Here is a 26,289-nt window from a genome sequence, read left to right on the forward strand (position 1 = left end):
TGAACCTAGCTCCAGATCCCGGCCGACACCACCTAACCGAGCACGTCGTCGAGCGCGACCGATCCGATCCCGAGTGCGTCGCCGACCGGCGCGGACGTCAGCCGCCCGTCCACCGTGCTGACCCCGCCACGCAGCTCCGGGCACCGCGCGACAGCACCGGCGAGGCCGTTGTTCGCCAGCTCCAGCGCGTAGGGCAGCGTGACGTTGGTCAGCGCGTACGTCGAGGTGTGCGGAACGGCGCCGGGCATGTTGGCGACGCAGTAGAACACCGAGTTGTGCACCGGGAACGTCGGCTCCGCGTGCGTCGTCGGCCGCGTGTCCTCGAAGCAACCGCCCTGGTCGACGGAGATGTCGACCAGCACGCTGCCCGGCTTCATGCGGGACACGAGTTCGTTCGACACCAGGCTCGGCGCCTTGGCGCCGGGCACGAGTACCGCGCCGATCACGAGGTCCGCTTCGAGCACGGCTTCTTCGATCGAGTACGCGTTGGCCGCGGCGGTGCGGATCCGGCCCTGGTACATGCGGTCCGCGGCGCGGAGCTTGTCGACGTTCTTGTCGAACAGGACGACATCGGCCCAGGTCCCGGCCGCGCCGGCGACCGCGTTCATCCCCGCGACACCGGCCCCGAGGACGACCACCCGTGCCGGGGCCACCCCGGAGACGCCGCCGATGAGTACCCCGCGTCCGCCGTTGGCGCGCATCAGCGTCTGCGCGCCGACCTGCGGGGCCAGCCGCCCGGCGACCTCGCTCATCGGGAACAGCAGGGGCAGCGAGCCGTTCGGCAGCTGCACGGTCTCATACGCCACCGACGTCGTGCCCGCGTCCAGCAGCGCCCGTGTGCACGGCTCGCTCGCGGCGAGGTGCAGGTAGGTGAACAGGAGCTGGTCGCGCCGCAGCCGGTGGTATTCCTCGGCGATCGGTTCCTTGACCTTGAGCACCAGCTCACCGGTCGCCCAGACGTCGTCGGCGCTGTCGAGCACCTTCGCCCCGGCCGCGGCGTAGTCCTCGTCGCGGAGGGACGACCCTTCCCCCGCCCCGCGTTCGACGAACACCTCATGCCCGGCCGAAGTGAACTCGTGTACGCCCGCAGGCGTCACCGCGACCCGGTACTCGTGGTTCTTGACTTCACGAGGGACACCGATCTTCATCTCACGCTCCCGTCTGTTCCAAAGGCAGTGACGCTGAGCGTGCGGCACGACTGGAACGGCCAGAAGAGCCAGAATCCGCGCGATCGACGGGTCCAGTCCGTGGTCATAGCCTCGGGCTATGAGGTCCTCGTCAGGCACCGGCTACCGCCGCGTGCGCACCGGCCGCACCATGGCCGGGTGGGAACCCTGGCCATCACTTCGCTGGCGGCGGCGGCCGGGGTCGTCGCCCAGCGCCTTTCCGGTATGGGCCTTTCCCTGATGTGCGTGCCGTTCCTGGCGCTGACACTCGGCCCGCTCGATGCCGTCCGGCTCACCCTGTTACTCGGTTTCCCGGTCTATCTCGCGGTCGCGATCACGCATCGGCGGTCGATCAGATGGGCGCAGGTCGCCTGGCTGACCGTGCCCGCGGTGGTGTGCACGCCGGTCGTCGCGCTCCTGGTGCGCAACGCTCCCGAACGTCCACTGCTGCTCGCCGCCGGCGGCTGCTGTGTCCTCGCCGTCGGCGTGCTGGCCAGTGGCGTGACCAGTACACGGCTGGCGGGGAGGACGGGTGCGATCGGCGCGGGCGTGCTGAGCGCGGCGATGAACTCCGTCGCCGGGCTGTCCGGCCCCGCCGTGGCGGTGTACGGGGCGAGCGCGGGCTGGGGCGCGGACGAGACGCGCGGAACGCTGTCGATCTACTTCTTCCTGCTCGGCCTGGTCGCGCTGCCGAGCCTCGGCTGGGTGGAGGTGCCCGTGAGCGTGCTCCTCGCGGTCGCGGGCTCGGCGCTGGCCGGCGATCTGCTGGGAAGAGCGCTGAGCCGCCGCGTCGGCGACCGGTCCGTCCGCTGGTCGGTCCTCGTCCTCTCGGCGGCCGGTGGCGTGCTGACGCTGGGGCACGCCGCGTTCTGAACCCCGGGCCCGGATGGGAGACTGTCCGGGTGATCACCCGGCTCCGGTCCTGCTGGTCCGCGATCCGGTTCCTGGCGGTCGGCGCGGCTTCTTCGATGGTCTCCTGGTTCGTGCTCGTCGGCATGTTGTTCGTGCTGCTGATGTGCCCGTTCGGCGTCGGGATCCCGGCGGTGCCGCACGCGCTCAAGCTGATCAGGTACCCGGTCAACTTCGAACGCCGTCGCGCCGCGCGCCTGCTCGACGAGCCGATCCCCGAGCCGTACCGGTCCGGGAACCCGGTGACCGATCCGGCCTCGCGCCGGGACCTCGGGTGGCTCGCCTTCCATGCCGCGACCGGTTTCGTCATCGGCATCTTCGCCATCGCCTTTCCGCTCGGCGGGCTCCGCCAGGTGGTCACCGCGTTCATCTGGCCGATGGTGCCGGGCGGAGTGCAAAGTTCACTCGGCTTCATGGTGACGTCGTGGCCGATGGCCGCCCTCAGCCTGATCACCGGTGTCGGCATGATCGCGCTCGTCTTCCTCTACCCCCGCTTGGCCCGGTGGCAGGCGTCCATCGCGCGCAAGCTGCTCGCGCCCGCACCCGGTGTCGTGCTGACCGACCGCGTCGTCGAACTGGCCGCGTCGCGTGCCGCCGCGCTGGAAGCGCACGGCGCCGAACTCCGGCGGCTGGAACGCGATCTGCACGACGGGACGCAGGCGAGGATCGCCGCGGTGGTGCTGCAGCTCGGGATCGCCGACTCGATCTTCGAGAAGGACCCCCGGAAGGCGCGGGAGTTGCTGGGCAAGGCGCAGGACACCGCGACCGGCGCGCTGGCCGAACTTCGCAGCGTCGTACGGAGCATCTACCCGCCATTGCTGACCGACCGCGGCCTCGATGGCGCCGTCACGGCGTTGGCCGATCGCTGCCCCGTTCCGTGCACAGTGGACGTCCTGAGCAGCAGCCGCCGTCCTGCCGCCGTGGAGGCGGCCGCCTACTTCGTCGTCGCCGAGATGCTGACCAACATCACCAAGCACTCCGGCGCCGAACACGCCTGGATCACTCTCGACGGCACCGCCGACACCCTGCTCATCGAAATCCGCGACGACGGCCACGGCGGCGCCGACGAATCCGGCGGCTCCGGCCTGTCCGGGATCCGCAAACGCGCCGAGGCGTTCGACGGGACCTTGCACTTGTCCAGCCCCGCCGGTGGGCCGACCGTACTGAAAGTGGAGTTGCCATGCGGGTCGTGATCGTCGAGGACGACGCGCTGCTGCGCGAAGGCCTGGTGATGCTGCTGAACACGTCCGGCATCGACGTCGCCGCGGCGGTGGACGATGTGGACGAGTTCCTCGAACTGGTCACCAACGACCGTCCCGACGCGGTGATCACCGACGTCCGGCTGCCGCCGACCCACACCGACGAAGGTCTCCGTGCCGCCGTCAAGGCGCGGAAGATGCATCCGGGACTGCCCGTGCTCGTGCTGTCCGCACACGTCGAAACCGGCTACGCGGCGGAACTCCTGGCCGACGGCAAAGGCGCGGTCGGGTACCTGCTCAAGGAGCGGGTCGGGAAGGTCGAGAAGTTCCTCGACGCGCTGGACCGGGTCGTCAAGGGCGGGACGGCGATGGATCCCGAGGTGATCACCCAGCTGATGGCGCACCGTCGGGCGACCGATCCCCTCGAAGGACTGACCGCGCGCGAGCGCGAGGTGCTCGGGCTGATGGCGGAGGGCTACAACAACACGACCATCGCCGAACTGCTGGTGGTGAGCGATGGCGCCGTGCACAAGCACATCCGGAACATCTTCGCGAAACTCGGGTTGCCGGAGGACAGCGGGCATCGGCGGGTTCTGGCCGTGCTCGCCTACTTGAGCGGGAAGCGCTGAGCGTCACAGTGTCGTGCCTGGCGGCCTGTTCCGTGAAGGCCTCCTTTGAGGGACTCTGGGTCCCTCAAAGGAGGCCTTCATTTGTGTACCTACGTCTGACCTGCGGGTTGGTGGGTGGGTCGTGAGGTGATGTCACCACCAGGTCGATGGACGTCGCGCGTGATTGAAGGCGGAACTCGCGTGTTTAAACGCGGAACTCGCGTGATTGGAGGCCGATCTCGCCCGTGACCGGGTCCGCCGTGAGTTCCGCTTCCAATCACGCGAGTTCCGCGTCCAATCACGCGTGATCGCCACCCAATCACGCGTGTCACGCCTAAGGCCACACGTCGACCAAGGGGATCTCAGAGCGCGAGCCCCGAGTAGTGGGTAAGCAAATGCGGTGCCCCAAGGAGGCGTTCACGGACCGGTGGCGGGGTAGCGCCAGCACCACCCCGCGACGGGGGTCACTCCCCTGTTCGCCCGGCCCGCCGTTCCATAACGTCTTTCCCATGAACGACACCAAAAACGCCGGCGGCACGATGGTCACCGCTTCCCTCTGGCTCGTCCTCCTCGTCAGCGCCGCCGCCAACTCGATCGGACAGTTCGCGGGCATGGACTGGACCCTCCGCATGATCGCGGGAGGCGTCTCGGTCGTCTGCATCGTGCTTCTGGTCATCCGTTACGTGGCACGGCGCCGCAGCTAGACCTTCGGTGTCGCACGCACTCCGTGGTGCATGTACGGCTCCCCTGTCGGCAGCGTGTAGAAGGTGACCGGCATCCAGGTCCGCGCGCCCGGCTCACGACAGACGTAGAGCGAGTCGGTCACCGGGACGAGGTCGAACTCCTGCGTCTTCTCCGGCATGAGTTCGGCGAGCGGTCCGGTGGCGGTCTGCCGGAGCCGGAGTCCGTCGCCTTCGGACAGTACCTCCATCGTCACGCCGGCTCGTTCGTAGACACCGACGTGCTTCGAACCGTCGACGGTGACCGGTGTCGCGGGCGGCTCCAGCGGCCGCGGCATCGCCACGTCGGCGAGTTCGGCGAAGATCTCGCGGTACAGCTCCTGGAACAGGTCGCGGGTGTTGCCGCCGTTGGTGAGCAGGGTGACGGCCAGCCCTTGGTCGGGCAGCAGCCGCAGGAACGCGGACTGTCCGATCGTGTTGCCGTCGTGGCCGATGACCCGCCGTCCGCTCCAGTCGTCGCGGATCCAGCCGAGACCCCAGGAGTCGCCGAGCGAGTGCTTGTCGGGGATGTCGGCCTGCTTTTCGGCCATCGCGGCGACGGACGCCGTGGTCAGGATCCGCTCGCCGGACGACGTCAGGCCGCCCCTCAGGTGCAGGCGGGCGAAGCCGAGCACGTCCTTGGTGGTGGCGGTGATCAAGCCGGCCGGGCCCATGTTCCTCGGCAGGCCCCAAATCGGTGCGGGCCGCGGTTCCTCGTCCTCACCGGCGACGTGACCGACGGCGGCGCGGAACATCAGCGCTTCCTCGGGCAGCGTCACGGTGTGGGTGAGGCCGAGCGGGGTGAACAGTTTCTCCCGCATCGCGGCGTCCCAGGTCTGCCCGGTGAGCTTCTCGATCACCCGGCCCATGAGCACGAAACCCGAGTTGCAGTACGAGAAAGTCTCGCCGAGCGGATGGTTCTGCGCGGCCTGGTCGAGGATCTCGACGTAGCGCTCGAGGGTGTCGTCGCCGCGCCCGGTGTCGGTGAAGACGTCTCCGTCGATCCCGCTGGTGTGCGTCAGCAGATGCCGCATGGTCACCTGTTTGGCGACGTCCGGATCGGCCAGCCGCAGTTCGGGGACGACGTCGGAGATCGGCGCGTCCAGGTCGAGGAGTCCTTCGTCGACCAGTCGCATCACCACGGTCGCGGTCCACACCTTGGACACCGAGCCGATCTGGAACACCGAGTCTTCGGTGACTTCGACGCCGGTCGCCGTGTTCAGCACGCCGTGGGACACGTGGGTCTCCGCGTCGTCCCCGAGCCGCGTGATGCCCAGCGCCGCACCGGGAACGCGGTACTTGCGCGCGAGTTCGGCCAGCCGCCGCTGCCAGTGCGCCGCCTCGATCGGCACACGAGACACCCCGTCCGCCGGGGCCGCGTACTGCTCGACCCATTCGAGCACGCGCCGGTTGAAGTCGACGCGGTGCGAGGGCGGTCCGTCGAGGATGAACAGATGCGAGGCGCCCGGGTACAACACCAGCCGGGTCGGGACGCCCCGCGCACGCAGCGCGCCGAACCACTGCTCGGCCTGGCCGACCGGGCAGCGCTCGTCTTCCGCGCCCTGGATGACCAGGGTCGGCGTCCGCACCTGGTCGACCTTGGCGAACGGCGAGAACTCCGCGTAACCCCGGGACCGGTCGCCGATCTCGCGGACGGCCAGGTAATGCCCGGCGTCGGAGGTGCCTTCCATACTGGTCAGGTCGCTGACCACGCCCCCGGAGACGGCAGCGGCGAAGCGGTTGTCGCGGCTGGTCAGATAGCAGGTCATGAAACCGCCGTAGCTGTACCCCGCCACGGCGAGCCGGTCGGCGTCGGCGATCCCTTCGGCGACCAGGTCGTCCAGCGGTTCGAGGAAGTCCGCGGCGTCGGCGACACCCCAGCCGCCGACGGCGCCCGTGTAGAAATCCTCGCCGTAGCCGTCGCTGCCGCGCGGGTTGAGCAGCAGCACCGCCCAGCCTCGCGCGACGAGCGCCTGGTGGTAGAGGTGGATCCAGTCGGCCGCGCCGTTCCAGGCGTTGTGCGGGCCGCCGTGGATGTCGAGCAACAGCGGCGCGGCCTCCGGCCTGGCGGGGTCACGCAACAGCCAGCCATGGACGACGGTGCCGTCCGCGATGGTGAATTCCCGCTCCACGTGGCGGAAGAGTTCCACCTCGGCGACCGAGACACCGTGCTTCGTCCGCACGTCGACGGCGCCGGTGGCCTGATCGACGACGGCGATCTCGCCGAACGAGGTGGCCGTGGCAAGGGCCACCACGATTCTTCCGTTCGCGGTGTCCATTCCGGACACGACGCGGTCCGTGCCTGCCAACACCGCGCGCGGATTTCCGCCATCGGTGTCCACTTGGTACAGATGGGTGCAGCCGCGGTCGCGGAGACCGAACAGCACGGACCCGCCGTCCGCGGTCAGCTTCGGCAACGCGCCCGGATAGCCGGCGCCGCCGACCATCACGTTCCGGTCCAAAGTGGACGCCAGGTCCACAGGATCGCCGCCGTCGAGCGGGACCCGCAGCAACCCGATGTGGCCGACTTCGGTGTCGACCCGGCCCGCCACCAGGAGCTCGCTCCCGTCCGCGGTCCAGGCGACCGTTCCAACCATGCCCTCGCCGGAGCCGATCAGTCGCGGTTCGGCGGCCTTCGTGGTCACGTCGAGAACATAGGCGCCGGAACGGAAGGTCAGGTCCGCGTCGGCGTCCCGTCCGGCCGAGAAGGCCAGCTGCGTCCCGTCGGGTGACCAGGCGGGATCGCCCGCGTGCCAATCACCGAAGGTCACCTGCCGGACCTCACGCGTGGCGACGTCGAGGACGTGCAGATGCTTGCGGATGGTCTTGATCAGCCCGGCGCCGTCGGCCTTGAAGTCCAGCCGGTCCGCCACCACCGGGGCGTTCGGCGCGGGATCGCCGCCCGCCAGGTCGGTCGCGGCCGAGAACGCGATCTTGCCGCCGTCGGGGCTCCAGACCGGGGCACCCGCCCCGAGCGGCAGTTCGGTGATCCGTTCGGCCTCACCGCCCGACGACGGCAGGAACCACACCTGCGGTGGGCCCTCCTCGGCACGGAGGAACGCGATCCGCGTGCCGTCCGGCGCCCACATCGGCGCCAGGTCGGCGGTTCCGCGCGTGAGCTGCCGCGCTTCGCCATCGGCCGCGCCGACTTCCCAGAGCGTGTGCTCGTTCCTGTCCTCGTCGCGGTTCGCGGTGCGCAGGACGTAGACGATCCGGTCGCCGTCCGGCGACAGCGAAGGCTGGCTGGGGACGGCGATTCCGTACAGGTCGTCGAGACCGAGACGTCGGGTCATGATGCGGTCGCTCCTCGGGGGATCGTGAGCCGGCGGCTCTCGTTTTCGCTGAAGTGGCAGGCCGCCGAGTGACGTCGGTGTGCCACGTTTTTGATGGGCACCGTGTCGGCGGGGTCCGCCTGGAGGCAGAGTTCTCGGTCGGCGCGGACGAGCGGGCCGACCGGGCAGCGGGTGTGGTAGCGGCATCCGGACGGCGGGTGGTGCGGGTCGGCGGGCTCGGTGTCGGCGGTCGCCTCGTCCGCGCCGGTGTCGAACAGCGACGTGTGCGCGGAAGGCGCCGCGGCGAGCAGGTCGCGCGTGTACGGATGCTGCGGATCGCTGAGCACCTGCTCGGCAGGGCCGACCTCGACGATCCGGCCGAGGTACATCACGGCGACGATGTCGCTGAGATAGCGGATCACCGCGAGGTTGTGCGAGATGAACAGCATCGACAGGCCCAGCCGCCGTTGCACGGACCGGACGAGGTTGAGCACCGCGCCCTGCACCGAGACGTCGAGTGCGGAGGTGATCTCGTCGGCGATCAGCACGTCGGGCCGCCCGGCCAGCGCACGGGCGAGCGCCACCCGCTGGCGCTGACCGCCGGAAAGCTGCCCCGGCAAGTGGCCCGCGCGTTCGGGATCGAGGTTGACCAGCTCCAGTAGCCGGGCCACCTCCTCCCGGCGCGCCGCGCGACCGGGAAGCACGCCACGCGGAATCGCCTCGGTGATCGACTCCCCGATGCTCATCCGTGGATCCAAAGAGGAATACGGATCCTGGAACACCATCTGCAGCGGAGGTCGCCGGGGCAGCTTCCGGACGTCGACGCCGTCCAGCAGGACCCGTCCCTCGCTGATCGGCGAGAGCCCGACCGCGGCACGGGCCAGCGTCGATTTCCCCGAACCCGATTCGCCGACGAGTCCGACGACCTGTCCGGAAGGGACGGTCAGCCCGACCCGGTCGACAGCGGTGAGTCCACGCCGTCCGCCGTACCGCACGCTCACCGTCTCGAAGACGAGATCACTCATTCCGCACCTCCGGCGGTCACGGTTTCCTTGGCGGGCCGGGAAAGCGGCGCCGGGTACCAGCACGCGACGCGATGCCCGGGTTCCACGCGCTCCAGCACCGGGTCTTCGAGACGGCACCGGTCGGTCACCGCGGGACACCGATCGGCGAAGGCGCAGCCGGTGGGCACGCGATCCGGTTCCGGCGGACGGCCGGGGATCACCGCGAGCGGCGCGTCACGATCGGTCTCGAGGTCGACCGTCGCGGCCAGCAGAGCCCGCGTGTACGGATGCCGCGGCGTCCCGGCCGACGGCAGGTCCTCCACCACCCGGCCCGCGTACATGACCAGCATCCGCTCGCACGTCTGCGAAACGACCGCGATGTCGTGGCTGATCAGGATGATCGCCGTGTCCCGCTCGCTCCTGGTGCGCGCCAGCAGCCGCAGCAGCTGCCGCTGCACGGTGACGTCCAGCGCCGTGGTCGGTTCGTCGGCGATGATCAGCTTCGGGTCGCCCATCAGGCCCATGCCGATCATCGCGCGCTGCCGCATCCCGCCGGAGAACTCGTGCGGATACTGCCGCGCACGCCGTTCGGCCGCCGGGATCCGCACCGCGCGTAACCGGTCCACGGCGCGTTCGAAGGCCTTGGCGCGTGGAAGTCCCTGATGTTGTTCGGCGACCTCGGCCAGCTGGCGGCCGATCCGCCTGGTCGGGTTGAAGGAGGTCATCGGATCTTGGAACACCATCGCCAGCGACGTACCGAGCAGGCCGCGCAACTCCCGTTCCGGCGTCGTCAGCAGGGGTTTCCCGGCGAATTCGAGCCGGTCCGCGGTGACCACGGCCGGTGCTTCGACCAGCCGTGACACCGCCAGACCGGTCAGGCTCTTCCCCGAACCCGACTCACCGACGACGCCGATCGCCTCGCCCGCGCGGACGGTGAAGCTCACCCCGCGCACCGGAACGGTCCAGCCCGACGGACGCGGGAACGCCACCTGGAGGTTCTCCACGACCAGCACGGCGTCGTCGTCGCGTTCGAAGGACTCCCGTGCCGGGGAGGCCGGCCGTGGCGCGAGCTTGCGCAGCCCGGTCCGGACGCCGATCACGCCTGCCACGGTCTCTCCGACCAGGTTGAAGGCGAGCCCGGCCAGCACCACCGCGACGCCGGGCGCGAGCGCGGCCGCCGGGTTGACGTAGATCCCGTTGAGCCCTTCGCCGAGCAGCCGTCCCCAGTCGTAATCCGGTGCCTGCACACCGATGCCGAGGAACGACAGCCCGGAGAACGCCAGCAGGCAGGCACCCGCACCGATGGTCGCGTTCACCACCAGCGGTTCACCGATGTTGGGCAGGATGTGCCGCACCAGCAACCGGATCCGGCCGACGCCGGAGATCCGCGCGGCGGACACGAAGTCCTGGCCCGCCACGGAAGCCGACAACGTCTGCGCCAACCGCGCGAACGCCGGGGCCAGCGCGAAACCGACCGCCAGCACGGCGCCGTGGGTCCCGACCCCGAAGATGACCGAGAAGAACAGCACCAGCAGCAGCCCGGGGAACGCGACCGCGATGTTCACCGCCGAGGTGACCAGCCGGGCGGCCGGCCGGGGCAGCAGCGAAGGCAGGGTGCCGAGGACGAGTCCGGTCACCACCCCGATCACCGTCGCGAGCAGCGCCAGCAGTACCGAAAGCCGGGTCGCCACCAGGACACGGAAGAGGATGTCGCGGCCGAGGTCGTCGGTACCCAGCCAATGCGCGGCGGACGGGCCCTGGCCGATCGCGTCCGTGTCGATCGCGAAGGCGTTGTCGTGCCACAGGATCGGGGCCAGCACCGCGAGCGCGATCACCACCAGCAACAGGGCCGCCGCGAACCCGCCCACCGGGGTGCGCAGGGCCGCGGCCCATTTCGCTCCGCGCCGATTCGCCATTCCGATGGTGACCACTTAGTTCTCCCGGATCGTCGAACGCGGATCGAGGACGGCCAGCAGCACGTCCACCGTCAGATTCACCAGCAGGACCCCGATGCCGTAGACGAGCACGATGCCCTGCACCAGCGGATAGTCCTTCTGCAGGATCGACTGCGCGATGGTGGAACCGAGACCGGGCCAGGCGAACACGTTCTCCACCAGCACCGTCCCGGCGACCATCCCGGTCAGCATCAGCCCGCCCATGGTCAGCGTCGCGGTCAGCGCGTTCGGCAGCGCGTGCCGCAGGTAGACCAGCCGCGCGGGTAGCCGTTTGGCCCGCGCGGTGCGGATGAAGTCGTGGCCCAGCACGGAAAGCGTCTCCACCCGGACGATGCGGGAGAGCACCGAGGCCGGACCGAGCGCCAGCGCGATCACCGGGAGCACGAGCGAACCCGCCCCGTCGCTCCCGGCCACCGGGAACCAGCCGAGCCGGACCGCGAAGAACGCGACCAGCGCGACCGCGAGCAGGAACTCCGGGATGGCCGCGAGCAGCACGGTCGTCGAGGTGAACGCCAGCTCACTGCCACGCCGCCGTCCGCCGCGGGTCAGCACGGCGAACAGGAGGCCCAGTGGGATCGCCACCGCGATCACCACCGCGAAAGCGGGCAAGGCCAGCTGGAGGGTGGCGGGCAGCCGGTCGCCGATCACCTCGGAGACCGGCTGCCCGCTCGTCATCGACGTCCCGAAGTCACCGGTGACCACTCCGCCGAGGTAGTGGACGTACTGCAGCCACAGCGGATCGTCGAGGCCGAGTGCCGCCCGTCGCGCGTTCACCAGCTCGACCGGCGCGGTCAGCCCGAGCGCCGCCCGGACCGGGTCGCCGGGGATCAGCTGGATCATCAGGAACGCCGTGGTGATCAAGACCCACAGCGAGACCACGAACCGGCCGAGGCGACGCACGGCGAACGACAGCCAGGGACTGCCGCGCAACCCGGACGGGGCGACCGCGACCGCCATCAGCCGTACATCCGGATCGACGACGGCTCGACCGAGCCGAAACTGACCTTGAACCGCGCGTTGCTGCCGAAGGTCGGGATGACTGAGTTGACGTAGGGCACGACGTCCAGTCGCTCGATGAGCGCTGTCTCCGCGGCGAGCCAGGTCGCGCAGCCCGAATCACCCGGCATCCGCGCCGCCTGTGCGGCCTGTGCCGTGTACCGCTCGTTCTCGATATGCGCGAAGTTCGTGCCGGCCGGCGGTTTCGGCCCCGAGACGAACGGGACGGCCTGGCTCGGCAGCAACAGGGTCACCGGCGCGAGCGAGATGTCCCACTCACCGGTGTTGAACAGCACCTGGCTGGTCCCCGGGCTGTCGAGGCCCTTGAGCGTGACCTCCGCGCCGGCGGCCTTCCACGACTGCTGCATCAGTTCGGCGGAGGGCGCCATCGTCGGCCCCACCTGGGTGCCGTAGATGGCGGTCAGCGCGAGCCGCTTGCCGTCCTTCACCCGCACGCCGTCCGCTCCCGGCTTCCAGCCCGCCGCGTCGAGACCCGCCTTGGCGGCGGCGACGTCGAACGCGGGAAGCTTCCCGCTCACCGCGTCGCCGGTGCACGCCCTGGGTTCGGTGGTGACCATTCCCTGGCTGGGCGCCCCGGAACCACCGGTGAGCACCTTGCCGATCTGGGGCAGGTCGAGTGCCTGCACCAGCGCGCGGCGCACGGCGAGATCGGCTCCCGGGCGACCGGGCCCCTGGTTGAAGAACATCTCGCCCATCGGCACGACCTGTTCGCCGTGATACAGCTTCTGGGCGCGGAGACGCTGCTGGTCCTGACCGGTGATCCTGGCGCTGTTGAGTTCACCGGACAGCAGCAGGTTCGCGGCCGTCGTGGTGTTCTGGATGACCCGGAAGACCACCTTCTCCGGCAGCCCCGGCTGCTCACGCTGCCACTCCCCCGGTCCCCACGCGTAGTCCTTCCGCCGGGTGAGGGTGTAGTGGTCGTTCGGCACGATTTCGGTCATGGTGTACATGCCGGTGCCGTATTTCCCCTTGGCCAGCGCCTGCCGATCGGTGACGCCCTTGCCGCAGACGATCGGCAGCCCGCCCACGTTGCGCAGCAGGAACGCGTCCGGTGCCCCGCTGGTGACGGTGACCTTCCGGGCCGCGTCGTCCGCGGTCGCCTTGGTACCCGGCGCGATCGCGAGTCCGGCCATCGGGGACTTGTTCGCGGGGTCGCCGATGAAGCCGATGTTCGCCGCCACATCGCTCGCGGTCAGCGGCGTGCCGTCGTCACAGGTGATCCCGTTGCGCAGGGTGAAGGAGGCGGTAGTCGTGCTGGCCTCCCATTTCTCGGCGAGCCCCGCGATCGGTTTTCCGGTCTCGTCGAGGTTGATCAGGCTGTCGTAGAGATAGCGGCCGATGTCCAGCGCGACCGAAAGCACGGTCATCGCCGGGTCCAGAGCTCCAGGGTCGGTACCGATCGCCATGGTGAAGGTCTTTCCTTCGACCGGTTTCTGGTTCGCGGTCCGGTCCTGTCCGGATTGCGACGTCCCCCCGCACGCGCTCACGGTCAAGGCCACCACGCTCGTGATCGCGGCGGTGAGCCGGGCTTTCTTCATGCGGTTCTCCTACTGGGTCACGCTCTACGCGCGGAGGTGGGCGACGGCGAGGCCGGCGGCCTCGCCGATGGCGGAATCGACCGCGGGCAGGCGGTCGGCGAGGGATTCGGCGCGGGTGAACACCGCGACGGCGTACCGGCGACCGTCCACATCGGTCACCACACCCGCTTCGTTGCGGACGGCGGGCAGCGTCCCGGTTTTCGCCGCGATCGTCACCCCGGCCGGGAACCCGGACGAGATCCGATGCGGCCAGATCTGCTGGGCCATGATCGCCCGCACGCGTTCGCAGGCGGCCGGGTCGCCCGCGCGGTCGGTCCAGATGGCGTCGAGCAGCGTGGTGATCTCGCGCGCGGTCGACGCCGTGGTGCGTTCCGGATCGAGCACCGAAAGCTTCCAGAGCTGTTCCGGCGTCGCCGCGGCGAAGACGGCTTCCAGATCGTCGTCCGGTTTCGCGCCGAGGTCGGCGATCACCGAGGCGAAGAGGTCCTCGCAGCAGCCGATCAGCCGGGTCCTGGTGAGTCCGAGGTCGGTCAGGACCCGGTCCACCGCTTCCTGCCCGACCCGGTGGTAGACGACGTCGGTCGCGGCGTTGTCGCTCATCGTCAACATGAAATGCGCGAGGTCGCGCCAGCTCATCTCGACGTCGTCCGCACAGCCGGCGGTGCCGATCCCGCCGATCCGGTACCGCGCGGTGACGCGGGTCCGCTCGGTATCGTCGAGCCGTCCGGCGGCCACCTCACGGGCGAAGGCGACCGCCACCGGGATCTTGAACACGGACGCGAGCACGACCGGATCGTCGGCGCCGACGCCGACTTCGGGACCATCGGGGACGCCGACCTCGCGCGCGTGCACGAATCCGCGCGCCCCCGCGTTCGCGAAGACGGCCTCGATCTCGGCGCCGATTCCGGTCACCGGCTCACCCGCCGGTCCGCCCGTCCGGTGTGGACGTACAGCGCCCGTCCGTTGCCGTCGTCGCCGACGAAGGCGTGCGGGAGGTGCAGGCCGAGCTCACCGTGCTCGGCGACCAGGGTGTCGCCCTGGTAGCCCAGCAGCCGGTTCTTCTCCGGCCCGGAACCGAGGTCGGCGAACACGCCCTTCGGCGTCCGTTCCAGCCACAGGCCACCGTCCTCGTCCTGGCTCACGACGATGTCCGCGACCTGCGACGAGTACTCGCCCACATAGCGCGACGGATCCGCCGGGGCCTCCGCGGCGTTGGGCTCCGGCAGCGGCGGGACCTCGACGCCGGCCAGCTCGCCCAGCACCTTCCCGAAGACGTCCCGGTAGAGGTGCAGCGGTTTGCCGCCGTTGGTCAGCAGCGCCACCGCGACATTGCTGCCCGGCACCACCCGGAGGAACGCGGACTGGCCGATGGTGCCGCCGTCGTGGCCGATCACCGGGCCGCCGTCCCAGTCGAAGATCATCCAGCCGAGCCCCCACGCGCCGCCCATCAGGCCGAGGTAGGGCAGTTCGACCTGGCGTTCCCACATGGCGCGCGCGGTTTCCGGCTTGAGCACCTGGGTGCCGTCGTCGGCACGGCCCTCGTTGAGGTGCATGCGCACGAAGGTCAGCAGGTCGCGCGGGCGCATCGCGAGATGCGAACCCGCCGGGACGTTCGACCGTGTCAGTGCCCAGACGGGTGCGGCCACCGGCTCCTCGTCCGGCGACGGCTGGACGTGGCCGATCGCGGCGCGATACCGGATCGCGTCGTACGGTCCGGCCGCGGCGTGGGTCAAGCCGAGCGGGACGAACAGGTGGTCGCGCAGGCAGTCGTCGTAGGACTTGCCGCGCAGGACCTCGACGATCCTGCCGAGCACGCAGTACCCGGCGTTGTTGTAGGAGAACATCTCCCCTGGCGGGAACAACTGGGGCACGTCGGAGAGCGTGGCCACGAGCTTGGCGACGCAGTCGTCGCCCTGCCCGGTGTCGGTGAAGATGTCGCCCTCGAAGCCGGAGGTGTGGCAGGTCAGCTGTCGTACGGTGATCCGCGACGCCGCGTCGTCGTCCGCGAGGGTGAACTCGGGAAGGTAGTCACGGACCGGCTTGTCGAGATCCAGCCTGCCCTCGTCGACGAGCTGCATCGCCAGGGTGGTCGTCCACACCTTGGTGATCGATCCGATCTGGAAGACGGAGTCCACTGTGGACTCGACCCCGATGTTCTTGTTCAGCACACCTGCCGCGTGGTCGATCACCTCTCCGCCCGCGAAGACCGCGACGGCCGCGCCGGGCACCTGATGCTTCTCCAACAGGGCGGAAAAGTTCTCCGCGAGCCAGGTCTCGATTTCGGAAAGTTTCGACATGCGCACCTCTTGTCCGTGGAAAGGGCGGTCCGGCGGTTCCCGGAATGCTAGGACGGTGACAGGCGTCACCGGTTCGTGCGGAACGACGAGAGCGACGGGAAAATTCATCCGGGCGGACGAATCATTCGCTCCCGGCCTCGGGAAGCCTGAGCCATTCGACGGCCTGCGCGGCGGCGAACCCGATGAACGCGTCCCGCTCCGGCACCCTCGACCGCCCGTCGACCGCTTCGGTGAAAATCCCTACCGCGTAACGGCCGCCATCCGGGTACTCGACCACGCCGACCTCGTTGCGCACCGAGGGCAGGGTCCCGGTCTTGCCGCTGACGCGGATCCCGTCGTCCGGGAACCCGGACCGCAGCCGGTGCGGCCACACCTGGAGTTCCATCCAGCGCCGGACGTCCGCGCACGCGACCGGCGCGGCCGCCTCGTCCCGCCAGATCAGCGCGAGCAGCCGGGTGATCTCTTCGGCGGTCGTGGCGCAGGTGTGCTCCGGGCGCAGGGCGCGCAACGCGGCGATCCGCTCCATCGGGAGATCCGCCAGCAGCCTTTCGTCGTCCTCGTAGGAGATCCCGAGATCCTCCCCGATACCGCCGAGCACCTCCCCGCAGTCCTGCGGCACGGTGGTCTGCTCGAAACCGAGTCGCCGCAACGACTTTTCCGTCGATTCCTTCCCGACCCGGTCGAGGATCAGGTCGGTCGCGACGTTGTCGCTGATCCCGATCATCAGGATCGCGAGGTCGTACCACGACATCGTGATCTCGTGCCGGAAGGTGGCCAGGCCGTACGGGCTCGGAGTCGGATGCCCCGGCGGGACGGCGATCCGCTCACCGAGGTCGAGCCCGCCCTCGGCGGCCTGCCTCGCCAGCTCCAGGGCGATCGGGACCTTGAAGACCGACGCCGTCACGACGGGGGTGTGCTCATCGACGCCGATCCGCCGGGTGCCGTCGACTTCGGCCGCGTGCAGCCGGACCCGGACACCGACCTCCTTCGCGCGGTCGTTGATCGTTTCGATGACTTCGGACGCGGTGGGCATGGGGCTCCTGTCTACTTTGGAGGGAGAGGGCCACGTTGGGGTTCGGTACAGGTGGTCGTGAGTGGCGATTCGGGTTAGAACCCGAATCGCCACTCACGACGCCGAGCTGGGACTCGCCGGTGCGAACGAGAACTGCCCCGGGTTCTGCGGCACCCAGAACGCCATCACGGCGGTGAGGAAGGTGGTGCCGATGAGGAAACCGAACGCGGCGGTGTAGGAGAAGGTGTCGGCGAGCCAGCCCATCGCCACCGGCGCGACCGCGCCTGCCACCTGGCCGCCGAAGTTCATCACTCCCATGCCGATCCCGGTGACCGCGGTGGGGAGCACCCGCAGCGGTAGGCCGAAGACGGCCATCGTCGCCATGCCGAAGACGGCGAGGGCGAGCGTCTCGTAGACGGTGAACTCCGCCGTGCTGTCCGCGTTCACCATCAAGGTCAGCAGCACCACGGTCACCAGCGCGATCGAACCGAGGTACCAGCGGCCGTGATCGTGGAAGTACCGGTCGAACAGCCAGCCGCCGAGGATGGTCGTCCCGATGCTGACCAGCATCGGGATCGCGGCCAGAACCCCGGTCTGGCTCAGCGACAGACCCCTCGACTCCAGCAGGTAGCTGGGCACCCAGGTGATCATCCCGTAGTTGAGCATGTTGGTGACGCAGAACAGCAGGGTGAACTTCCAGATCACCGGCGACTTCAGCACCTGTTTGCGGGATACCTCGGGGGTTTTCACCTCGTCGCGCGGAAGGCTGCTCAGTGCCTCGGGCAGTGCCTTGGGCAGCATCGTCCACACGATCACCCCGATGATCGCGCCGATCCCCGCCATCCAGAAGAACGTGTGCCGCCAGCCGATCGCCATCAGCAGCGGGCCGACGATCAGCGGCGCCAGCCCGGCGCCGATCCCGCCGGCGGACAACATCACGCCGGTCACCGTCGCGCGGTTGCCGGGGGTGGTCCGTTCGGCGATCGCCTTGAACGAGGCCGCCGGGAAAAGCCCTTGGCACACACCGAAAAGGCCGCGGACGACGAGCAGCATTCCGAAGGTGCCCGCCATCCCGGTCATCGCGGTGAACGCCGACCAGAGCAACAGCGTGACCAGCATCGGCCCCCGCGAGCCGTACCGGTCGGCGAGGAATCCCGCCGGGATCTGGCAGACCATGTAGACGAGCGCGAACACGGTGACGAGCCAGCCCTGTTCGGTCTTGCTGAGCTCGAATTCGGCGCCGATCATCGGCAGCGCCATCCCGATCGAGAAGCGGTCGATGTAGTCGACCGCCCAGGCGAACACCATCACCACCATGGTGATGAGCGCCGTCCGGTTGATCCGCCGCGCTGTCCAGGTGTCCTCGTTGACCACTGCCGTCATGGCGCCTCCGCGGGAAACTTTGGGAGAGAAGGAGAACGGCGCGAGCGTGGCGCCGATCACTCATTCTGAAACGCGTCCGGCGGGCGGAGTTCGTGCGATCACACGAACATCGGCCGTCGTTTCGGGGCGGTCAGACCAACGTCAGTCTTCGATGCCGGGCGGCCCGGTCCTCGCGTCGTGGGGCAGCAGCCGCAGTTGCAGCATCGCGGCGAACCGCTCCCCCGCGTCGTCGAGGTCGATCTCGCCGACTTCGGCGAGCCGGCGTAACCGGTAGCGGAAGGTGTTCGGATGGACGTAGGCCGAGGCGGACGCGGCGCCGATGTCCCCGAAGGCGTCCAGCCAGCAACGCAGGGTGTGCACCAGTTGTGACTGGTGCTGGGCGTCGTAGGCGAGCAAGCGCGCGACAGGTCCTGTCGCGACGTCTCCCCTGGCCGCGGCGAGGTCGGCCAGATCCAGCATGAGCGCGTCGACGTGGACGTCGTCGGCGGTCGCGACGCGTTTGGCTCCACCGTTGGTCAGCAGCACGCGCAACGCCCGGTCGGCGCCGTCACGGGAGGCGTGGAGTCCGGAGGCGTCGAGCGCGAGCGGCCCGATGCCGATCGCGGCCGCCGCGCGTCGTCCGGTGCGTTCCAGGAACGTCGAGGCGACCCGCACCGAACGTTCCTGACAGTCGGAGTGGCCGCCGGGCATCGGCACGATGCCGTAGGCGACGTCGCCGACGAGCGCGACGGCCGAGCGGGGCTGGACGGCGCTCAGGTGCATGGCCAGTGCGTCGGCGACCCGCTGGCGGTCCGCGACCAGACGGAGATCGTCCTCGAGCGCGGGCGAACCGAGCAGGCCCATGGCGAGCACGATCGACGGCTGGCCGAGCAAGCCCAGCCGGGCAATGGCCTCCGGAGCCCCGGCGCCGCCTTCGAGTGCCGTGCTCACCAGATCCGCGCGCAGCCGCCGTTCGACGTCGGCACCCGCGCGCAGCCGGAGCATGTGCAACGCGACGAGCTTCGCGGCGTCGATCAGCGCCTGGGTCCGCTCGTCACTGAGCGGTTCCCGCACCGCCGCCCAGATCGACCCGAGCACCTCGTCACCCGCGCGGACGGCGAGCGCCACGCGGGGGATCACGATCTCGTGGGCGTCATAGCGTTCCGGGTCGACGTACACGGGCGCCTGGTCGCGGTACAGCTTCTCGAAGATGCCGTCCCGTTCCAGGTTGCGGGCGAACCGCTCCGGCACCTGCCTGCCGAGGATCGTTTCCACCCGGGACGGGTCCGCCTCGTCCTGGCGTCCGGAGAAGGCGAGGATCCGGTTGTTGCGATCCTCGATGGTCACCGGCGCGTCGATGAGCGCGGCGATCGCGTTGGCCAGTGCGAACAGATCGCCCGACGGCATTCCGCCGAGCGTCTGCGGCGATACCTCGCCGACGTCCTCTTCGGCGAGCAAGGTCCTGAGCATGGCGGCGAGCTGGGCCCAGGACGCGCCGCGCGCCAGCCCGAGCAGGGCGACGCCGGACGACTCCGCGGCACGCCGGAGTTCCGGCGCCGGGGTGACGGGAGACCGGACGACGAGCGCCGCCGCACCCCTCGCACCCACGTCGTGCAAAAGGCGGACGACCTCGTCCTGCTCCCGCACCCCGACGCCGAGCACGACGGCTCCGCCAGGGATGTCGGATTCGTCGTGCGGATCGTGGATGACCACCCCGCCGAGGTGCCTGCGGGTGGTCCGGCCGACCGCGACCGGCTCCAGGAGCACGTCCCCGAGGTCTTCGAGGACGCGCCCCAAACTCGTATGCGGCTTGCTGGGCACCGGTGTCAGCACCCCCCGAAGTTAAACCCGGTCTCACCGAACCGATTGGTCCGAGCCGACCAAATCTAACCCCGGAATTCGTAGAACGCTACGAACCGATCCACGCTTTCTCCACGGTGACCTCATCCAGCAGCTCGGGAATCGGAGTCACGCCGAGGCCAGGACCGGTCGGCACCGGCAGCTGCCCGGCCTCGAGCACGAACGGCTCGGTGATGTCGGTGCGGTAGAACCGGCCGGACGCCGAGGTGTCACCCGGCAGCGTGAAGCCGGGCAGCGAGGCCAGCGCGACGTTGGCCGCCCGCCCGAGGCCGGTCTCGATCATCCCGCCGCACCACACCGCGATCCCGTGCGCCGCGCACACGTCGTGCACACGGCGGGCTTCGAGGTAGCCGCCGACGCGGCCCGGTTTGATGTTGACGATCTGGCAGGCGCCGAGCTTGATCGCGTCCGCCGCCGCCCTGGCGGAGACGATCGACTCGTCGAGGCAGATCGGGGTCCGGATGCGTTTCGCCAGCTCGGCGTGGCCGAGCACGTCCTCTTCTTCGAGCGGCTGCTCGATCAGCAGCAGGTCGAACGGGTCGAGCCGGGCGAGCAGGGGCGCGTCGCCCAGGGTGTACGCGGTGTTCGCGTCGACCTGCAGCAGCACGTCGTCACCGAAGCGTTCCCGCACCCGGCGGACCGGTTCGACGTCCCAGCCGGGTTCGATCTTGAGCTTGATCCGGACGTAGCCCTCGTCGAGGTAGCCGCCGACGACGTCGAGCAGCTGCGGGATCGAGTCCATGATCCCGACCGAGACCCCACAGGCCACGGAGTCGCGAGTGGACCCCAGTTCGGCCGCGAACGACCGGTCGTGCGCACGGAGTTCGGCGTCGAGGACCGCCATCTCCAGCGCCCCCTTCGCCATCCGGTGGCCCTTGACCTTCGCCAGCAACGGCGTCACCTTGTACGCGGTCACGTCCTCGGCGGCCAGCAGGGCGGGGATCAGGTGATTGCGCAGCACGTGCTCGGCGGCGTCGTTGTACTCCGACGAGTAGAGCGGCGCCTCCATCGCCACACATTCGCCCCAGCCCTCACCCGCCGGGGTCACCGCGCGGACGAGCAGCAGTTCCCGTTCGGCCTGCGTTCCGAACGACGTCCGGAACGGGGCCACGAGCGGCATCCGGACCCGGCGTAGTTCCACACCGCTGAGTTTCACGACTGCTCCTTCGAGATCACGTACCAGCCGGCACGATCGAAACCGGCGACCTCGGCGTTGTCCGCCATCAGTCCACCGAGGACTTCGCGCAGGGCGACACGCCACGCGTTGCCGCGACCGGGATCGGTGCGGCGCAACCGTTCGATATCGGACGGGACGGCGACGAGGACGGTCGGCGCGTCGATGGAGCCGATGCTCGGACCGCCGTCGGAGCCGACCGACAGTGCCTTCGTCGCTCCCAGCGCTTCCGCGTCGATCAGGACCGGCTCACCGAAAGTGGCGGCGCGGACCGCCGGGCTCGCCAGCTCCCAGCCGACCATCAACCGGTCGGTGTCGCCCGAACCGTTGATGCTGTCCTCCATCGGACCGTAGAAGTCGGGCAGGTACCCGATCGGACGCGCGCCGAGCTTCCCCAGGTTGAAGTAGGCGTTGCGCCGCACCAGCGGGTCGAAGGTCCAGGTGATCACCGAGACGTCCTGGAGCAACGCCCAGCCGCGCTGGTGCAGTTTGAGCGCGTGCCCGATCCCCCGGCCGGCGCCCGCCTTGGCGACTCCGGCGATGTGGCTGTGCAGACTCGCCTTCCCGGGATTCCCGAAGAAACCGAAACAGGCCCCCAGCAGTTCGCCGTGTTCGAAAGCGCCCGCGACGTAGTTCCCGGCCGAGGACATCGCCCGCAGCAACTCCGTGCTCACCGGCCGGGCGCCGGGCGCGGTCTGCCAGATCGACTCGAAGAGACCGACCACCGCGGCCAGATCGGCGATTTCGGTGAGTTCGCGGATTTCGACGCCCGAAGCCGCGGCCGCGGCCCGCGCGGCCGCGACGGCTTCGTCGCGCACCTCCCGGGTGACCAGGCTTTCCGCGTTCGTCGCAAGATTCGTCACGGGACGATCCTTTCCCGGCTCGGCGATGGAGTCACCGTCGTGCCGTACCAGATTCACCCGCGGGATTCGTCGCACCGGACGGACCCCGCTTCGCGAGCACGTTTTCCACGAGCGCGGCCAGCAAAGCGGTGCGCCGCGGCAGCTCCGCGACGACGACGTGTTCGTGATCCGCGTGTGCCCCGCCGCCGACGGCGCCGAGGCCGTCCAGGGTGGGGACGCCCATCCCCGCGGTGTAGTTGCCGTCCGAGGCGCCGCCGACCGACGCGGAATTCAGTTCCCCGAGACCGAGATCGTCCGCCAGTTCCCGTGCCAGCGCGAACAATCCCGCCGACGAACCCGCTTCGAGCGGCGGTCGGTTGATCCCGCCGGTCACCCCGACCACGGCGTTCTCCAGTACCGGACGGAGGTCCCGCATGGCCCTGTCGACGCGGAGTTGCTCGGCCTCGTTCCACACGCGGACGTCGACGGCCACACTCGCGGCGGCGGGAACGGTGTTGACGGTCGTTCCCGCCGAGACGACGGTGGGTGTCACGCTGGTCCCCGATCCGGGGTCGGAGAGGGCGGCCACCGCGAGGATCTGGTGGGAGATCTCGATTCCCGCGTTGATCCCCTTCTCCGGTTCGAGCCCGGCGTGCGCGGCCCGGCCCGTCACCTCGACCCGATAGTGGGAAACGCCTTTCCGGCGGCACTTCAACGCGCCGCCGTCGGCCGAAGCCTCCAGTACGAACGCCGCGTCGCAACCCGCCGCGGTCTCCTCGATCAGCGCGCGGGACGACGGCGAGCCGATCTCCTCGTCGCCCGTGACCAGAATGGACAGTCCGTCGCGGTCGGGCACGGTCGCGGCGGCGTGCAGCGCCATCACCACGCCCGCCTTCATGTCGAAGCATCCGGGGCCGCGCAACACGCCGTCCCGGATGGAAAACGGATGCGTCTCCAGCGAACCGTGCGGCCACACCGTGTCGTGGTGACCGAGCAAGAGGACCCGGGTCGGCCCGTCGCCGAAACGCCAGCGCAGATGGGTGACGCCGTCCACGACGATCCACTCCGGTTCCGCGCCGAGTAGCCGTCGGCCCAGTCCGGCCACCACCTCGGCGCTGCGGGCCACCGCCTCGTGATCCGAGGACGGCGACTCGCAGCGGACCAGGGTTTCGATGTCGGCGAGCAGGTCGCTCATCGCGGCTCACCGCGCAGCGGCTTGCCGGGGAAGGCGTCCGTGCGCAGGTTCCCGTCGGTGACGACCGGGACCCCCGAGACGAACAGGTGCCGGACGCCGACCGACGGCCTGGTCGAGTCGAAGTAGGTCGCCGCGTCGGTGACGGTGTTCGGGTCGATCACGACGATGTCCGCGTCGGCGCCCACGTCGAGCCTGCCCTTGGTCAGTGCTCCGGGGGCGACCTCGTCGAGCACGCGCGCCGGCAGATAGGAGCAGCGCCGGAACGCCTCCAGCCAGGTCCAGGCCTTGCTTTCCCGCACCATCAAACGCAGCGTCTTCGCGTACGTCCCGGACGTGCGCGGATGCGTCGCGCCACCGGGCGGCAACGGCCATTCGGTGCTCTCGCTGGTTCCGTTCTTCCAGTACACGGGCAGCGCGTCGCTGGCGACGATGGCGTCGGGGAACGCGAGCGCCTGACGCAGCAGGTCGAGGTCGTGCACGCTGCTCTCGTCGAGGAACTCGAGGATGCACGGCGCGCCAGGGTCTTCGGCGCGAACCTGGAGCAGGCGGCCCTCGTCGGCGATGCGCTCCCCCGACTCCAGCATGATCACGCTGGACGGGGACAGCCCCTTCATCTTCAACCGTTCGGGCGAGAGGAACGCCGCACCGATCCCGGTGCTGCCCGCCCCGTACGGATAGGCCTCGACGGTCACCCGCGAGCCGGCCGCACGGCCCGCTTCGAGCGCCGCGAGCACGCGCTCGATCTGGTGGCCGGAAGTGCTGTTCACGTGACAGTGGTGCATCGCGGCCCCGGTCTCGGCCGCGACGATCGCGATCTCCGCCGAACCGTCGATCGGCGTCGCCGGGTTCACCTCGACCAGTTCACGGACGTGGGTGTACGTCGGTGCGCCCGCCTCCTTGGCCAGGCGGGCCAGCGCGAGGAACTCGGCGGGGTCGGTGTCGGGCGCGTAACCGAGGAGCACGCCGACGCCGAGCGCACCCGCGGCCAGCTCACCGTCCACAAGGGACAGCCAGGCCGCCAGTTCCTTCGGTGACGAGGTCCGTTGCCAGGCCGGGTTTCCGAGCACCGCCAGCCCGCTGTCGATATTCGCGTCCGGTTCGATCCCGGCCAGTACCTGCGCCCGCGCCGCACCCCAGGACGCGGAGAACCCGTAGTGCAGCGGACGTCCCGCCGCGGCGGCCTCGGCGTAGGCCCGCTCGATCGGCATCAGCCCGGCTTCGAGGTCGAGCGCGGTCGTCACGCCGTCCATCGCCTGGAGCCGCTGGCCCGCGATGGTGTGCACGTGGCTGTGCAGGTCGATGAAACCCGGTCCGACGACGAGCCCGGTGACGTCGATCTCCGTGTCGCCCGCTTCCGAAGGCAGGCCCTGCCCCACGGCGGTGACCACCCCGTCCGTCACCAGCACGTCCGCCGTGCCGTCGAAGCCCGTCGCCGGGTCGATGACACGACCGCCACGCAAGACTGTCCGCATGCTTCGCCTCCTAGGATCGCCTCTTCATGGCGACCCTAGGAGGTTTCGGCGGACGTCCGTTCGTACCGCGCGACGAATCCGGCCCCCTCGGTCCATCCGCGCGCACGAACCCCGACGAGTGATCCCTGCGCTGCGAGGCGGACGGTATTCCAGGCGGCACCGAGCGGTCGGTGGCCCAGGGTGCGCCCAATGTGGCATTGGGGACAGTCAACGCCTCCGATGCCGCATCGGGCGCACCTTACGAGCCACCGACACGCAACCTTCGGCTCGGTAGCGGTCCTGACGTTCGCCCCCAGTCACGCGAGATCGCCTTTGCGTGTCCGCCAGGACCGGCCCGGCTAGCGGTTCCGGTGTTCGGCGATGATCTCCGCGTACCGATGGCCGCTCGCCTTGACCGTGCGGACCTGGGTGTCGTAGTCGACCCGGACGAGCCCGAACCGTTTGCTCAGCCCGCTGTCCCATTCGAAGTTGTCGAGCAACGACCAGGCGAAGTACCCCTTCACCGGCGCGCCCGCTTCGCCCGCGCCCGCCACGGCCCCGAGATGTTCTTCCAGGTAGGCGATGCGGTCGGCGTCGTCGATCGAACCGTCCTCGGCGACCTTGTCGTCGAAGGCGGCCCCGCTCTCGGTGACGTAGATGGCGCGGGCGCCGTACTCGTTGGCGAGCCGGTGGATCAGATCCGCGAGGCCCTGCCCGTGGATCTCCCAGCCCATCGCGGTCGTGGCGGCTCCTTCGACCGGCACCTGCCGCGCGCGGGGCGCCGGACCGTCCGGGTCGTCCTCGACGATCTGGCGGAAGTAGTAGTTCAGCCCGTGGAAACCGACCGGGGCCGAGATCACCTCGAGGTCGTCCCCGAGCACGGGCGGTTCGACGCCGTAGACCTCGATCATGTCCGCCGGGTAGCCACGCCCGTTCGAGGGGTCGAGCCACCAGCGGTTGACGTGCCCGTCCATCCGCGCCGCCGCCTCGACGTCCGCGGTGGACTCCGACGCGGGCTCGATCCCGCTGAGGTTTACCACCAGGCCTACGTTGGCGGGCAGGGCGGCGTTCGCGGTGATCGCCTGCACCCCGAGACCGTGCGCGAGCAGAAGATGGTGCGACGCGTGGATCGCCTGTTCGAGATCCTTGATCCCGGGGGCGAACCGGCCTTCGAGGTAGCCGAGCCAGGCCGAGCACAGCGGCTCGTTGACGGTGTTCCAGTCCTTCACCCGGTCACCCAGCCGAGCCGCCACGACCGCCGCGTAATCCGCGTAGGCGTACGCCGTGTCGCGTTCGGGCCAGCCGCCGTCCGACTGCAACGCCGAGGGCAGATCCCAGTGGAACAGCGTGACGAACGGCCGGATCCCGGCTTCCAGCAACGCGTCGACCAGTCGGTCGTAATGGTCGAGGCCGAGCGCGTTGACCTCGCCCCGGCCGGTGGGGATCACCCGAGGCCAAGCGACCGAGAAGCGATACGCGTCCAGGCCCAGTCCCTTCATGATCGCGAGATCCTCCGGCCAGCGCCGGTAGTGATCGCACGCGACGTCGGCGGTGTCGCCGTTCAGGACGGCACCCGGGACCCGGACGAAGTCGTCCCAGATGGACGGGAGGCGGCCGTCGGCGTCGACGGCGCCCTCGACCTGGTACGCGGCGGTGGCCGCACCCCACAGGAAATCGGCGGGCAGGTGCAGATTCAAGGCGGACCTCTC

Annotated in this window: 20 protein-coding genes; 4 read left to right on the forward strand and 16 right to left on the reverse strand. The window is 69.8% G+C overall.

Annotated elements, in window-relative coordinates:
• Positions 1-32 precede the first annotated feature (32 nt).
• Positions 33-1,148 (reverse strand): alanine dehydrogenase, encoded by a 1,116-nt coding sequence (gene ald, locus DL990_RS39885; protein ID WP_125801768.1) that lies wholly within the window; start codon positions 1,146-1,148, stop codon positions 33-35.
• Between the two features lie 177 nt (positions 1,149-1,325).
• Here ald and DL990_RS39890 point away from each other — a divergent pair, with 177 nt between their 5' ends.
• The 4 genes from DL990_RS39890 to DL990_RS39905 all read left to right on the forward strand — a co-directional run bounded on the left by DL990_RS39890 (position 1,326) and on the right by DL990_RS39905 (position 4,586).
• Positions 1,326-2,039 carry a sulfite exporter TauE/SafE family protein gene (locus DL990_RS39890; protein WP_233598741.1) on the forward strand — a complete coding sequence of 238 codons (714 nt, stop codon included), beginning with the start codon at positions 1,326-1,328 and terminating at the stop codon, positions 2,037-2,039.
• Between the two features lie 29 nt (positions 2,040-2,068).
• Complete coding sequence (locus DL990_RS39895) at positions 2,069-3,268, forward strand: sensor histidine kinase (protein ID WP_125801769.1); 1,200 nt, start codon at positions 2,069-2,071, stop codon at positions 3,266-3,268.
• On the forward strand, positions 3,256-3,903 hold the full coding sequence (locus DL990_RS39900) for a response regulator (RefSeq protein ID WP_125782915.1): 648 nt from the start codon (positions 3,256-3,258) through the stop codon (positions 3,901-3,903). The genes DL990_RS39895 and DL990_RS39900 overlap by 13 nt, the downstream gene beginning before the upstream one ends.
• Positions 3,904-4,391: 488 nt before the next feature.
• Positions 4,392-4,586 carry a hypothetical protein gene (locus DL990_RS39905; RefSeq protein ID WP_125782913.1) on the forward strand — a complete coding sequence of 65 codons (195 nt, stop codon included), beginning with the start codon at positions 4,392-4,394 and terminating at the stop codon, positions 4,584-4,586.
• On the opposite strand, the gene DL990_RS39910 is transcribed toward DL990_RS39905, so the two are convergent.
• The 15 genes from DL990_RS39910 to DL990_RS39980 form a co-directional block, all read right to left on the reverse strand.
• Positions 4,583-7,894 (reverse strand): serine hydrolase, encoded by a 3,312-nt coding sequence (locus DL990_RS39910; RefSeq protein ID WP_125801770.1) that lies wholly within the window; start codon positions 7,892-7,894, stop codon positions 4,583-4,585. The two genes, DL990_RS39905 and DL990_RS39910, sit on opposite strands and share 4 nt — an antisense overlap.
• Positions 7,891-8,898 (reverse strand): ABC transporter ATP-binding protein, encoded by a 1,008-nt coding sequence (locus tag DL990_RS39915; RefSeq protein WP_125801771.1) that lies wholly within the window; start codon positions 8,896-8,898, stop codon positions 7,891-7,893. The genes DL990_RS39910 and DL990_RS39915 overlap by 4 nt, the downstream gene beginning before the upstream one ends.
• A complete protein-coding gene (locus DL990_RS39920) occupies positions 8,895-10,793 on the reverse strand; it encodes a dipeptide/oligopeptide/nickel ABC transporter permease/ATP-binding protein (RefSeq protein WP_125801803.1) in 1,899 nt (632 codons plus the stop codon). The genes DL990_RS39915 and DL990_RS39920 overlap by 4 nt, the downstream gene beginning before the upstream one ends.
• Positions 10,794-10,808: 15 nt before the next feature.
• Positions 10,809-11,789, reverse strand: a complete 981-nt coding sequence (locus DL990_RS39925) for an ABC transporter permease (RefSeq protein ID WP_125801772.1) — start codon at positions 11,787-11,789, stop codon at positions 10,809-10,811.
• Complete coding sequence (locus DL990_RS39930; RefSeq protein ID WP_125801773.1) at positions 11,789-13,387, reverse strand: ABC transporter substrate-binding protein; 1,599 nt, start codon at positions 13,385-13,387, stop codon at positions 11,789-11,791. The genes DL990_RS39925 and DL990_RS39930 overlap by 1 nt, the downstream gene beginning before the upstream one ends.
• Before the next feature lie 24 nt (positions 13,388-13,411).
• Positions 13,412-14,299 carry a serine hydrolase gene (locus DL990_RS39935; RefSeq protein WP_125801774.1) on the reverse strand — a complete coding sequence of 296 codons (888 nt, stop codon included), beginning with the start codon at positions 14,297-14,299 and terminating at the stop codon, positions 13,412-13,414.
• Complete coding sequence (locus DL990_RS39940) at positions 14,296-15,684, reverse strand: serine hydrolase (RefSeq protein ID WP_125782901.1); 1,389 nt, start codon at positions 15,682-15,684, stop codon at positions 14,296-14,298. Before DL990_RS39940 ends, DL990_RS39935 begins: the two co-directional genes overlap by 4 nt.
• A gap of 121 nt (positions 15,685-15,805) precedes the next feature.
• Complete coding sequence (locus DL990_RS39945; protein ID WP_125782899.1) at positions 15,806-16,717, reverse strand: serine hydrolase; 912 nt, start codon at positions 16,715-16,717, stop codon at positions 15,806-15,808.
• Positions 16,718-16,810: 93 nt separating this feature from the next.
• Entirely contained in the window at positions 16,811-18,079 is a 1,269-nt protein-coding gene (locus DL990_RS39950; protein WP_125782897.1) for an MFS transporter, read from the reverse strand.
• 141 nt (positions 18,080-18,220) lie between these two features.
• Positions 18,221-19,891: a CdaR family transcriptional regulator gene (locus DL990_RS39955; RefSeq protein ID WP_125801775.1), complete on the reverse strand. Its 1,671-nt coding sequence runs from the start codon at positions 19,889-19,891 to the stop codon at positions 18,221-18,223.
• A 76-nt stretch (positions 19,892-19,967) separates the two neighbouring features.
• Positions 19,968-21,074, reverse strand: a complete 1,107-nt coding sequence (gene menC, locus DL990_RS39960) for an o-succinylbenzoate synthase (RefSeq protein ID WP_125801776.1) — start codon at positions 21,072-21,074, stop codon at positions 19,968-19,970.
• On the reverse strand, positions 21,071-21,955 hold the full coding sequence (locus tag DL990_RS39965; RefSeq protein WP_125782891.1) for a GNAT family N-acetyltransferase: 885 nt from the start codon (positions 21,953-21,955) through the stop codon (positions 21,071-21,073). Before DL990_RS39965 ends, menC begins: the two co-directional genes overlap by 4 nt.
• A 31-nt stretch (positions 21,956-21,986) precedes the next feature.
• Positions 21,987-23,129: a M20 family metallopeptidase gene (locus tag DL990_RS39970; protein WP_125801777.1), complete on the reverse strand. Its 1,143-nt coding sequence runs from the start codon at positions 23,127-23,129 to the stop codon at positions 21,987-21,989.
• Complete coding sequence (locus DL990_RS39975; protein WP_125782887.1) at positions 23,126-24,601, reverse strand: amidohydrolase family protein; 1,476 nt, start codon at positions 24,599-24,601, stop codon at positions 23,126-23,128. Before DL990_RS39975 ends, DL990_RS39970 begins: the two co-directional genes overlap by 4 nt.
• A 338-nt stretch (positions 24,602-24,939) precedes the next feature.
• Complete coding sequence (locus DL990_RS39980; RefSeq protein ID WP_125801778.1) at positions 24,940-26,277, reverse strand: GH1 family beta-glucosidase; 1,338 nt, start codon at positions 26,275-26,277, stop codon at positions 24,940-24,942.
• Positions 26,278-26,289: the final 12 nt, after the last annotated feature.

Origin of the sequence: Amycolatopsis sp. WAC 01416 (genome assembly GCF_003947485.1) — a bacterium.
Classification (GTDB): Bacteria; Actinomycetota; Actinomycetes; order Mycobacteriales; family Pseudonocardiaceae; genus Amycolatopsis.

Coding starts and splice junctions, on each gene's coding strand:
- ald (WP_125801768.1), bottom strand. CDS start 1,148: ATGAAGATCGGTGTCCCTCGTGAAGTCAAGAACCACGAGTACCGGGTC.
- DL990_RS39900 (WP_125782915.1), top strand. CDS start 3,256: ATGCGGGTCGTGATCGTCGAGGACGACGCGCTGCTGCGCGAAGGCCTG.
- DL990_RS39905 (WP_125782913.1), top strand. CDS start 4,392: ATGAACGACACCAAAAACGCCGGCGGCACGATGGTCACCGCTTCCCTC.
- DL990_RS39910 (WP_125801770.1), bottom strand. CDS start 7,894: ATGACCCGACGTCTCGGTCTCGACGACCTGTACGGAATCGCCGTCCCC.
- DL990_RS39915 (WP_125801771.1), bottom strand. CDS start 8,898: ATGAGTGATCTCGTCTTCGAGACGGTGAGCGTGCGGTACGGCGGACGG.
- DL990_RS39920 (WP_125801803.1), bottom strand. CDS start 10,793: ATGGCGAATCGGCGCGGAGCGAAATGGGCCGCGGCCCTGCGCACCCCG.
- DL990_RS39925 (WP_125801772.1), bottom strand. CDS start 11,789: ATGGCGGTCGCGGTCGCCCCGTCCGGGTTGCGCGGCAGTCCCTGGCTG.
- DL990_RS39930 (WP_125801773.1), bottom strand. CDS start 13,387: ATGAAGAAAGCCCGGCTCACCGCCGCGATCACGAGCGTGGTGGCCTTG.
- DL990_RS39940 (WP_125782901.1), bottom strand. CDS start 15,684: ATGTCGAAACTTTCCGAAATCGAGACCTGGCTCGCGGAGAACTTTTCC.
- DL990_RS39945 (WP_125782899.1), bottom strand. CDS start 16,717: ATGCCCACCGCGTCCGAAGTCATCGAAACGATCAACGACCGCGCGAAG.
- DL990_RS39950 (WP_125782897.1), bottom strand. CDS start 18,079: ATGACGGCAGTGGTCAACGAGGACACCTGGACAGCGCGGCGGATCAAC.
- DL990_RS39970 (WP_125801777.1), bottom strand. CDS start 23,129: ATGAGCGACCTGCTCGCCGACATCGAAACCCTGGTCCGCTGCGAGTCG.
- DL990_RS39975 (WP_125782887.1), bottom strand. CDS start 24,601: ATGCGGACAGTCTTGCGTGGCGGTCGTGTCATCGACCCGGCGACGGGC.